Source organism: Bacillus pretiosus (assembly GCF_052947655.1).
This window is the reverse complement of sequence record NZ_CM129593.1, coordinates 3,634,080-3,645,818: the sequence shown is the minus strand read 5'-3', so window position 1 is coordinate 3,645,818 and position 11,739 is coordinate 3,634,080. Positions and strand designations below refer to the sequence as shown.

At 36.5% G+C, this 11,739-nt stretch carries 11 protein-coding genes; all 11 read left to right on the top strand.

Features of this window, described 5'->3' with window-relative positions; genetic code table 11:
- Nucleotides 1-57: 57 nt before the first annotated feature.
- The 11 genes from yfmF (at nt 58) to ymdB (ending at nt 11,682) form a co-directional block, all read left to right on the top strand.
- A complete protein-coding gene (gene yfmF / locus ACU8YW_RS18575; protein WP_048545971.1) occupies nt 58-1,332 on the top strand; it encodes an EF-P 5-aminopentanol modification-associated protein YfmF in 1,275 nt (424 codons plus the stop codon).
- Nucleotides 1,333-2,619: an EF-P 5-aminopentanol modification-associated protein YfmH gene (gene yfmH, locus ACU8YW_RS18570; RefSeq protein ID WP_446893992.1), complete on the top strand. Its 1,287-nt coding sequence runs from the start codon at nt 1,333-1,335 to the stop codon at nt 2,617-2,619.
- Between the two features lie 99 nt (nt 2,620-2,718).
- Entirely contained in the window at nt 2,719-3,432 is a 714-nt protein-coding gene (gene ymfI, locus ACU8YW_RS18565) for an elongation factor P 5-aminopentanone reductase (protein ID WP_000759593.1), read from the top strand.
- Between the two features lie 75 nt (nt 3,433-3,507).
- Nucleotides 3,508-3,756, top strand: a complete 249-nt coding sequence (locus tag ACU8YW_RS18560; protein WP_000114455.1) for a DUF3243 domain-containing protein — start codon at nt 3,508-3,510, stop codon at nt 3,754-3,756.
- A 139-nt stretch (nt 3,757-3,895) separates the two neighbouring features.
- Nucleotides 3,896-4,681 carry a DUF3388 domain-containing protein gene (locus tag ACU8YW_RS18555; protein ID WP_000574107.1) on the top strand — a complete coding sequence of 262 codons (786 nt, stop codon included), beginning with the start codon at nt 3,896-3,898 and terminating at the stop codon, nt 4,679-4,681.
- 21 nt (nt 4,682-4,702) lie between these two features.
- Complete coding sequence (locus ACU8YW_RS18550) at nt 4,703-5,614, top strand: helix-turn-helix domain-containing protein (RefSeq protein WP_000137490.1); 912 nt, start codon at nt 4,703-4,705, stop codon at nt 5,612-5,614.
- A gap of 63 nt (nt 5,615-5,677) precedes the next feature.
- Nucleotides 5,678-6,256, top strand: coding sequence for a CDP-diacylglycerol--glycerol-3-phosphate 3-phosphatidyltransferase (gene pgsA, locus ACU8YW_RS18545; protein ID WP_046956497.1), 579 nt, complete (start codon nt 5,678-5,680; stop codon nt 6,254-6,256).
- A 20-nt stretch (nt 6,257-6,276) separates the two neighbouring features.
- Nucleotides 6,277-7,515 carry a competence/damage-inducible protein CinA gene (cinA, locus tag ACU8YW_RS18540; RefSeq protein ID WP_046956498.1) on the top strand — a complete coding sequence of 413 codons (1,239 nt, stop codon included), beginning with the start codon at nt 6,277-6,279 and terminating at the stop codon, nt 7,513-7,515.
- Between the two features lie 142 nt (nt 7,516-7,657).
- A complete protein-coding gene (recA, locus tag ACU8YW_RS18535; protein ID WP_048545964.1) occupies nt 7,658-8,689 on the top strand; it encodes a recombinase RecA in 1,032 nt (343 codons plus the stop codon).
- A 481-nt stretch (nt 8,690-9,170) separates the two neighbouring features.
- Complete coding sequence (rny, locus tag ACU8YW_RS18530) at nt 9,171-10,733, top strand: ribonuclease Y (protein ID WP_048545962.1); 1,563 nt, start codon at nt 9,171-9,173, stop codon at nt 10,731-10,733.
- Between the two features lie 154 nt (nt 10,734-10,887).
- Nucleotides 10,888-11,682: a 2',3'-cyclic-nucleotide 2'-phosphodiesterase gene (ymdB, locus tag ACU8YW_RS18525; protein ID WP_001221093.1), complete on the top strand. Its 795-nt coding sequence runs from the start codon at nt 10,888-10,890 to the stop codon at nt 11,680-11,682.
- The last annotated feature ends 57 nt before the right edge of the window (nt 11,683-11,739 follow it).

The following is an 11,739-nucleotide window of genomic DNA, read 5'->3' as shown; positions in this document are numbered from 1 at the left end:
TTCTAAAAACTGTATATTGAAGAGGAATATTCCTATATACGTAAAGGAGGGCTATAAATGAAACTAATGGAACAACAGTTACATGAGTTAGGTGGTTTGCGAGTACATATTATTCCGACTGATAAATATAAAACAAATACTTTTGTATTTCGTTTTAAAGCACCTTTAAATGAGGAGACGGTGACAGAGCGTGCCCTATTGCCATACGTATTGCAAAGTGCGACAGAAAAGCTTCCTTCTGTAATTCGTCTTCGTCAATATTTAGAAGAATTATACGGATCTTCTTTGGCAGTAGATGTAAGTAAAAAAGGAGAAGACCATATTATCTCTATTTATGTAGACATTGCAAATGAAGTATATTTACATGATGCACCACCGCTATTTGAAAAAGCGCTTTCTATGTTATCGGATATCGTTTTACATCCAGCAACAGAGGGGAATGGTTTTTTACCTTCTATCGTAGAAAGTGAAAAGAGAGCGCTCTTGCAACGAATTGAAGCTACGTACGATGATAAAATGCGCTATGCAAACGAGCGTTTAATTGAAGAAATGTGCAAAGTAGAACCGTATCGTTTAAGTGCACATGGGAAAAAAGAGATTGTTTCTTCTATTACAAATGAAAGTTTGTATCAATATTATCAAAAAGTGTTAGCAGAAGATGAAATGGATCTATACATTATTGGTGATATTTCAGAAAACGCAGTGGATCTTGTAAGTAAGTATTTTTCTATTTCAGCGCGTCCTGCGAGAGAAAGAAATGTACTTCTTCATAAGAGAAATAATGAAGAAAAAGAAGTTGTTGAAAAACAAGAATTAAAACAAAGTAAATTACACATTGGTTATCGTACGTTTATTACGTATAAAGACGAAGATTATTTTGCGCTACAATTGTTCAATGGATTGTTTGGAGGATTTTCTCATTCGAAGTTATTCGTTAACGTTCGTGAAAAAAATAGTTTAGCGTACTATGCGGCATCCCGCTTTGAAAGTCATAAAGGCTTATTGTTTGTCATGTCAGGGATCGAAGCGAAAAATTATGAAAAAGCTGTTGAGATTATTAAAGAACAAATGTTAGCGATGCAAAATGGTGATTTTTCTGAAGAAGAGATGCATCAAACGAAAAGTGTTATTCAAAATCAAATATTAGAGGCGATTGATACACCACGCGGATTTGTGGAGATGCTGTATCATGGTATTATTTCAGATCGTACGCGTCCGGTTGAAGAATGGCTTACAGGCATTGAAAGTGTGACGAAAGAAGAGATTGTGAAAGTTGCTAAAAATATTGAACTAGATACAATTTACTTTTTACAAGGAACGGAGGGAGAATAAATGGAGAAAATTGTTTATGAGCAATTAAAAGAGACACTCTATTATGAAAAACTTCCTAATGGATTAGATGTATATATTTTACCGAAGCAAGGATTTAATAAAACATTTGCAACGTTTACGACAAAATATGGTTCTATGGATAATACATTCGTACCACTAGGTAAAGAAGAAATGGTTCGTGTGCCTGATGGAATTGCTCATTTTCTTGAACATAAATTATTTGAAAAAGAAGATCACGATGCTTTCCAATTGTTTAGTAAACAAGGAGCATCAGCAAATGCTTTCACATCTTTCACAAGAACAGCTTACCTGTTTTCATGTACATCAAATGTAGAACAAAATTTAAATACATTGTTAAACTTCGTACAAGAGCCTTACTTCTCTGAAAAAACAGTTGAAAAAGAGAAGGGGATTATTGGGCAAGAAATTCAAATGTATCAAGATAATCCAGATTGGCGCTTATACTTTGGATTAATTGATAGCTTGTTTGTAAAGCACCCAATTAAAATTGATATTGCAGGGACAATCGAGTCTATTAGTAAAATTACGAAAGACTTATTATATGAATGTTATGAAACATTTTATCATCCGAGCAATATGTTATTGTTCGTTGTGGGGGCAATTGATCCAGAGAAAACAATGGATTTAGTACGTGAAAATCAAGCGAAAAAAGATTATAAAAACCAGCCAGAAATTGTACGTTCATTTGAAGAAGAACCAGATGAGGTAAATGAAAAGAAGAAAATTATTTCCATGCCTGTACAAACACCGAAATGTTTAGTTGGTATTAAAGCGACAAATTTAAAAGAAAAAGGGAAAGACCTTTTAAAACAAGAAATTGCGCTTACGTTACTTTTAGATTATTTATTTGGGAAAAGCTCCGTTCATTACGAATCTTTATATAATGAAGGTCTTATTGATGATTCGTTCTCGTATGATTATACGGAAGAGAATAACTTCGGTTTTGCAATGGTTGGCGGCGATACGAAGCAACCTGATGAGCTGGAAGAGCGTTTGAAAAGCATTTTACTAAATACAAATTATGATCAATTAGATGAGGTGGCATTAGAACGAGTAAAGAAAAAGAAAATAGGTGGCTTTTTACGCTCGTTGAATTCGCCGGAATATATTGCAAATCAATTTACACGATATGCGTTTAATGAATCTAGTCTGTTTGAGGCATTGACTGTATTAGAAAGTTTAACTGTTCAAGATTTACAAGAAGTAGCCAAATTATTATTATCAGAAGAGAAAATGAGTGTTTGTCAAGTTTTACCGAAAAAATAAAAGATTTCATAATAATACCCTCATCTTATCATTGATAAATTGTAAGATGAGGGTATTATTTATAAGAGAAAGATTTTGTTGAGATAAGAGAGGAATTGTATGAAAAAGTATGCATTAGTAACTGGAGGAAGCGGAGGGATTGGCTCTGCTATTTCAAAACAATTAATTCAAGATGGATATACAGTATATGTTCATTATAATAACGGTGAAGAGAAAGTGAACGAATTGCAGAAAGAATGGGGTGAAGTGATTCCTGTTCAAGCGAATTTAGCTTCTACTGATGGGGCAGAGCAGTTGTGGGAACAAATTGAACATCCTCTTGATGTTATCGTATATGCAGCTGGGAAGAGTATCTTTGGACTCGTAACAGATGTAACGAACGATGAATTGAATTATATGGTAGAACTTCAAGTGAAGAGTATCTATAAATTATTATCAAGGGCGCTGCCATCTATGATTCAGCGGAGAAGTGGTAATATTGTACTTGTTTCTTCTATATGGGGCCAAATCGGCGCATCATGTGAAGTGCTTTACTCGATGGTAAAAGGTGCACAGAATTCATATGTGAAAGCTTTAGCGAAAGAAGTTTCATTAAGTGGATTAAGGGTTAACGCGGTGGCGCCAGGTGCAATTGAAACGGAAATGTTACAAGTATTTTCAGAAGAGGATAAGAATGAAATTGCTGAAGAGATCCCGTTAGGCAGGTTGGGACTACCAGAAGAGGTAGCGAAAACAGTGTCATTCCTAGTATCACCAGGAGCATCTTACATAACTGGACAAATTATCGGAGTAAATGGTGGTTGGCATTGCTAAAAATTTCTTACATAAAAAATGAAAAACTGTACAAATTAAGCATGATTCTATTACTAAGTAGCGAGGTGCTTACACATGTCAGTTTTAGATAATTTTGATCAATGGAAGAGCTTTTTAGGAGAACGTTTAGAACAGGCATCAGGAAAAGGTCTTGATGGTGGTGCTGTATCAGATATGGCATTTCGTGTTGGAGATTATTTAGCAAATGAAGTAGAAGCGCGCAACGATCAAGAGAAATTATTGTCTGAGCTTTGGAAAGTTGCTGATGAACAAGAGCAACATACAATCGCAAACTTAATGGTGAAGTTTGTACAGCATAAGTAAAAAATAGAGAGGAGATTCTCCTCTCTATTTTTTTTGTATAATAATTGAACGGGATAGATTATACATTTAGCTTCCCTATTAAGGTGAAATCATATAATATAGTACGTAGGTGTAAAGTAAGCAAGGGGAGTGATCTTGGATGATTGAATGGTATTTTGAATATGAAATACATAAAAACCGACCTGGCTTGCTTGGTGACGTTTCTTCGTTAATCGGTATGCTCGGCATTAATATTGTCACAATTAATGGTGTAGATAATGCACGACGTGGATTACTCCTTATGTGTGATAATCAAGAGCAAATCTCTAGACTTGAATCAATTTTAAATACGATGGATAACATAACGGTAACGAAATATCGTCCGCCAAAGCTAAGAGATAAGCTAGCGGTTAGACATGGTAGGTACATACAACGAGATGCAGATGATAAGAAGACATTTCGATTTGTACGTGATGAATTAGGGTTACTTGTAGACTTTATGGCTGAAATAATGAAAAAAGAAGGTCATAAACTAATCGGGATACGAGGAATGCCTCGTGTCGGAAAAACAGAATCCATTGTTGCCGCAAGTGTTTGTGCAAATAAAAGATGGTTATTTGTATCATCTACTCTTATTAAGCAAACTGTTCGTAGTCAATTGATTGAAGATGAGTATAGCGACGACAATATTTTTATCTTAGATGGAATCGTGTCAACAAAGCGTGCTAACGAAAGGCATTGGCAGCTTGTTCGTGAAATTATGAGATTACCTGCAACGAAAGTTGTGGAACATCCTGACGTATTTGTGAGTCAGTCAGAATACACATTGGATGATTTTGATTATATTATCGAGTTGCGTAACGATTATGATGAAGAAATTCAATATAATTTAGTAGATGAAATTGAGCAAGGTACGCAAAATAATTTCTCTATGTTTGACTTTTAAAGAAATATTGAGGTGTTAGTAGTGACAGAATTAGGACAAAAGCTGAAAGAAGCAAGAGGAACGAAGGGCTTGTCTATGGATCAGCTGCATGAGATTACAAAAATTCAAAAACGCCATTTAGTAGCGATTGAGGAAGGCAATTATGATGTATTGCCCGGAGCTTTTTATGCGCGTGCATTCATTAAACAATACGCAGATGCGGTTGGGTTAAATGGAGAGGAACTGCTTGTAGAATATCAGAGTACGATACCACAATCTGAAAAACGCGACGTTCCGCAAGTATCAACAGGACAGAAAACACAAGAAACAATGCAAAAATCTTCATCATGGCCAATTGCAGATCATATGCCGAAAGTTTTAGTTGCGCTATTAGTAATTGCATTTGGAGTGGTAATTTGGTTTGTTTTCCAAGCGTTAACTGGAAAAGGTGATGAGAAAGTTCCGAATGCTCAAAGTGAGAAAATTGAAGTTAAAAAAGCAGAAAACTCTCCGTTAGATACGAAGAAAGATGAAGTGAAAGCGGAAGAGCCGAAAAAAGAGGAACCAAAGAAAGAAGAGCCAAAGAAAGAGGAACAACCAGCACAACCAACGGGACAAGAAGAAGTAAAAGTAGTTGGTACAACTGGTAAAGTATCTACTTTGGAAATTCATAACAATAAAACATTAGAACTGGAAATATCGGGTAAAGGTGCGAGTTATGTAGATGTTAAAGATGATGCGGGGAATGTGATTCTAAACGCTACAGTACAAGAGGGCCAAATAGAAAAACGTGATGTATCAACATTAAAAGAAGTGCGACTTAATATTGGGAATGCAACGAATGTTGAAGTTAAACTGAATGGCCAAGTGGTCGCTTATCCATTGGATCCAGAAAAAGAACTTCACCAAAGATTGGTGATAAAAAACCAAGGGATAGGGCAACCTGCACAATAATAGTCATCGCCTCGATGACTTTTTTCAATGAACAAATGTTTTTGATATGATGGAGGAATAGCTGTGAATTTACCAAATAAAATTACAATATCTAGAATCTTCTTAATTCCAATTTTTATGGTAATTATGTTAGCGCCCTTTGATTGGGGTTCATACACAATTGGTGATGTTGATTTACCAATTCAACATTTAGTAGGGGCACTTATCTTTATTATTGCTTCGGCTACAGATTGGATTGATGGACATTACGCAAGAAAGTATAATCTTGTAACGAATTTAGGGAAGTTTCTTGACCCGTTAGCTGATAAATTACTTGTTTCAGCAGCGCTTATTACATTAGTTGAGATGCAATACGTACCTGCTTGGATCGTTATTGTAATTATCAGCCGTGAGTTTGCAGTAACTGGTTTACGCCTTGTACTTGCTGGAACAGGAGAAGTAGTGGCAGCAAATCAGTTAGGGAAAATTAAGACGTGGACACAAATTATTGCAATTGCGGCGTATTTATTACACGATGTACCTTTAAATTTAATCCATATCCCAGTTGCTGATATTTTCATATGGATTGCATTAATCTTTACTGTTATTTCAGGGTGGGATTATTTCTGGAAAAATAGAGCTGCTTTTGTAAACTCAAAATAGAAGTTTATGGGGGTATTGGGATGAATGCTGAAATTATTGCGGTTGGAACTGAATTATTACTTGGACAAATTGCAAATACAAATGCCCAGTTTTTATCTGAAAAGTTAGCTTCAATCGGAATTAATGTGTACTACCATACTGTAGTTGGAGATAATAACAAGCGATTACAGCAGGCGATTGAAGTTGCGGAAGAACGTGCTGACATACTTATTTTCACAGGTGGATTAGGCCCGACAAAAGATGATTTGACGAAAGAAACGATATCTTCTAGGTTGGGTGAAGAGCTTGTATATGATGAAAAGGCATTAGCATCGATAAGCGAGTACTTTAAGCGTACAGGTCGCGAGTTCACAGAGAATAATAAAAAGCAAGCGCTCGTTTTGAATGGAGCAACTGTATTTGCGAATGATCACGGCATGGCACCTGGTATGGGGCTAAATAAGAACAGGAAAGTTTATATTTTATTACCAGGACCACCGAAAGAGATGAAGCCGATGTATATAAGTTATGTAGAGCCTTTTTTACGTAACTTTACAACAGGAGAAAACATTTATTCTCGTGTGCTTCGCTTTTTCGGGATTGGGGAATCTCAATTAGAAGTGAAAGTTCAAGATTTAATTGATGGACAAACGAACCCGACAATCGCCCCCCTTGCGAATGATGGAGAAGTGACACTACGTTTAACTGCCAAACATCAAAATGCTGATGAAGCTGCGAAACGCATTCAGCATATGGAAGATTTGATTTTAGAAAGAGTAGGAAAATTTTTCTACGGGTATGATCAAGAGTTTCTGCATGATAAGGCGATAGAGTTATTGAAGAAAAAAGGATTAACTTTAGCGTGTGCAGAAAGTTTAACCGGTGGTCTCTTTGGCAATCAAGTAACAGAAAGTGCTGGTGTGTCTTCAGTATTTAAAGGCGGTATCATTTGTTATCATAATGATGTGAAGCAACATGTTTTACATGTACCTGCGGAAGTGTTGTCTACTGATGGTGCAGTTAGTAAAGAATGTGCTCGTTATCTTGCTGAAAATGTTAAGGGCTTATTAAAAGCGGATATCGGAATTAGTTTCACTGGGGTAGCAGGACCGGATGCTTCAGAACATAAAGAGCCGGGAACAGTATTCGTTGGATTGGCGATTAAGGATGAACCAACTGTAGTCTTTCCTCTTATTTTAAGTGGAAGTCGTCAACAAATTAGGGAACGTTCGGTGAAATATGGATTTTATCATTTATATAAAAAGCTAGAAGAGATATAAGTTTCTTCTAGCTTTTTTTATGGTTAAACTCATTTTTATTTAATGGAAAATAAAAAAATCGAATAAATGTTCGATTTTGTTGGCAAATTGAATTGAAAATAGGTATAATAAGATTAGCAATTGAGTTAAGGAGGAATTTTGAATGAGTGATCGTCAAGCGGCGTTAGATATGGCGTTAAAACAAATAGAGAAGCAATTCGGTAAAGGTTCAATTATGAAATTAGGAGAACAAGCGGAGCGTAGAATTTCTACAATTTCAAGTGGTTCTTTAGCACTTGATGTGGCATTAGGGGTAGGCGGATACCCACGTGGCCGTATTATCGAAATTTATGGACCAGAAAGTTCAGGTAAAACAACAGTTTCATTACACGCAATCGCGGAAGTACAGCGTCAAGGTGGACAAGCAGCGTTTATTGATGCGGAGCATGCAATGGATCCTGTATATGCACAAAAATTAGGCGTTAACATAGATGAATTACTATTATCACAACCTGATACAGGGGAGCAAGGACTAGAAATCGCAGAAGCACTTGTACGAAGTGGCGCGGTTGATATTATCGTAATTGACTCTGTAGCAGCTCTTGTACCGAAAGCTGAGATTGAAGGAGACATGGGTGACTCACACGTAGGTCTACAAGCTCGTTTAATGTCTCAAGCACTTCGTAAGCTGTCAGGTGCAATCAATAAATCAAAAACAATCGCAATCTTTATTAACCAAATTCGTGAAAAAGTTGGGGTTATGTTCGGGAACCCAGAAACAACTCCAGGTGGTCGTGCGTTGAAATTCTATTCAACAGTTCGTCTTGAAGTGCGTCGTGCGGAGCAATTAAAGCAAGGTAACGACATCGTTGGTAATAAAACAAAAGTAAAAGTAGTTAAAAATAAAGTGGCACCACCATTCCGTGTTGCTGAAGTTGATATTATGTACGGAGAAGGTATTTCAAGAGAAGGTGAAATCTTAGATATGGCTTCTGAACTTGATATCGTTCAAAAGAGTGGTGCTTGGTACTCTTATAATGAAGAGCGTTTAGGGCAAGGTCGTGAAAATTCGAAGCAATTCTTAAAAGAGAATACGGATTTAAGAGAGGAAATTGCCTTCTTTGTTCGTGACCATCACGGAATTGGTGAAGACTCTGGTGCTGAAGAAACGGAAGATTCAAATCTTCAAGATTAAAAAATAAAAGACACGGTTCCGTGTCTTTTATTTTTAATTATTATGAAAGCGTTGTATATCGTTGGAGATAAAATATTTAATTTGCCTAAAAGGCTATGTATAAAGAGGGATATATGCATGTTTTGTATGCATAAACTGGAATTCACTAAGGTTTTCCAGGATAATATGCTGTCTTCTTTTTAAATTCATATATGAATTAGAGCTGAAGGTAAAGAAAGTAAAAGTAGACAACGCTTGACAATGAAAATTGCGATAGATACAATGAGAATGTATATTTTTTCTTATATACGAAACACTCTTCTCAAGAAGAGAAGTAATATTCGGAGTAAGACTTAAATCTTGCCGAAATAATAATATGACATTTTAATTGTGAAATGAAGAAAGTCCCTTAAAAAAGCGGGACGACGGTCTTTGCTGTATGTTGGTATTCAATGTACATGCCGACAGTCTTTTTTCATTCATAGCAAGGGGAGGTGAAATCATGAGTAGTACAGTTTGGATACTCATCTCCATTTTGCTTGCAACAGTCGGTGCAGTTGTTGGCTTTTTTGTTCGAAAGTCTATTGCTGAAGCGAAGATTAATGGTGCAGCTAACGAAGCGAAACGTATTCTAGACGAAGCGAATCGTGAGGCTGAAGCACTTAAGAAAGAGGCGCTTTTAGAAGCAAAGGATGAAATTCATACACTTCGTACAGAAGCTGAATTAGAAATTCGTGACCGTAGAAGCGAATTACAAAAACAAGAAAATCGTTTAATGCAAAAAGAAGAGAACCTTGATCGTAAAGACGAAACGCTCGATAAACGCGAGCGACAGTTAGAAAAGAAAGAGGAATCTCTTGTAGCGAGACAACAACAGATTGAAGAGTTGGAAAGCAAAGTGGGAGAGTTAGTTCAAAAGCAACAAACAGAATTAGAGCGCATTTCCAATCTGACACGCGAACAAGCGAAAGCAATTATTCTTGGTAAAGTAGAAAGTGAAGTTTCTCATGAAATTGCCGTAATGGTAAAAGAAAGTGAAGTTCGTGCGAAAGAAGAAGCGGATAAGAAAGCAAAAGAGATTTTATCTCTTGCAATGCAAAGGTGTGCAGCTGATCATGTTGCTGAAACAACCGTTTCGGTTGTAAATCTTCCAAATGACGAAATGAAGGGACGTATTATCGGACGTGAAGGTCGAAATATTCGTACGTTAGAAACGTTAACAGGTATTGACCTAATTATCGATGATACACCAGAAGCGGTTATCCTTTCTGGATTCGACCCAATTCGTCGTGAAACAGCTCGTATCGCTCTTGATAAACTAGTACAGGACGGACGTATTCACCCAGCGCGTATTGAAGAGATGGTCGAAAAATCAAGACGTGAAGTGGACGAGTATATTCGCGAAGTCGGAGAGCAAACAACGTTTGAAGTGGGTGTTCACGGATTACATCCAGATTTAATTAAGATTTTAGGTCGTTTAAAATACCGTACAAGTTACGGACAAAACGTCTTAAAACACTCTATGGAAGTTGCATATTTAACTGGACTTATGGCAGCGGAGCTTGGTGAGGATGAAAAACTAGCAAGACGTGCTGGTCTATTACATGATATCGGTAAAGCAATTGATCATGAAGTAGAAGGTAGCCACGTTGAAATTGGTGTCGAACTCGCAACGAAGTATAAAGAGCATCCTGTAGTTATAAACAGTATTGCATCTCACCATGGGGACACAGAACCAACTTCTATCATTGCAGTTTTAGTTGCAGCAGCAGATGCATTATCAGCTGCAAGACCTGGAGCTCGTAGTGAAACACTTGAGAACTATATTCGTCGTCTTGAAAAGTTGGAAGAGATTTCAGAGTCTTATGAAGGCGTAGAAAAATCTTTCGCAATTCAAGCAGGACGAGAAGTTCGTATTCTGGTAAAACCAGATACAATTGATGATTTAGAAGCTCATCGTTTAGCTCGTGATATTCGAAAACGTATTGAGAATGAACTGGATTACCCAGGACATATTAAAGTAACTGTTATTCGTGAAACACGTGCAGTGGAATACGCAAAATAAAGTGGTGAAACACCACTTTATTTTTTTGTGTTGGAATTGGTTAAAATAAAGGGAATTAGTATACAAGTGAAACAAACTTATAATAAATATATTGTAAGGAAATCACTTGAAGCTATAGTAATAAAAAATGTAGTACATAGGAAGGGTAAGACATATGAGAATATTATTTGTTGGGGATGTAGTAGGATCTCCTGGTAGAGGTATGATTCAACAATACGTACCGGCATTAAAGAAGAAATATACACCTACAGTAACCATTATTAATGGAGAAAATGCAGCAGGTGGACGTGGAATTACGGAAAAAATATATCGAAACTTTTTAGAATGCGGGGCACAAGCGGTTACACTTGGAAACCACGCTTGGGATAACCGTGAAGTATTTGAATTTATTGATGACGCAAAATATCTTGCAAGACCAGCTAACTTCCCAGAAGGAACTCCAGGAAAAGGACTTATCTTTGTGAACTGCAATGGAACAGAAGTGGCAGTTATTAACTTACAAGGACGTACATTCCTTCCTCCAATTGATTGTCCATTCCGTAAAGTGGATGAATTAATTAACATTGCAAAAAAACGTACGAATATTATCTTTATTGATTTTCATGCGGAAACTACAAGTGAAAAACAAGCGTTAGGTTGGTATGTAGATGGTCGTGCTACAGCAGTAGTGGGTACACATACACATGTTCCTACAGCAGATAATCGTATTTTACCAAGCGGAACTGCATATATCACAGATGTTGGTATGACAGGTCCTTATGATGGGATTTTAGGTATGGATCGAGAAGCGGTATTGAAGAAGTTTTTAACAAACTTACCAGTACGATTTGAAGTGACAAGTGGTAGAACACAATTAAGTGCAGTGCTAGTTGATGTGGATCCTAATACAGGAAAAGCTAAGAAAATCCAGCGTATCTTAATTAATGATGATCAGCCATTTTTTGAGTAATTTCTGGGTAAGATTTAGAAAAGTTATTATTTTTTAATTTTTTAGAAAAATTACAGA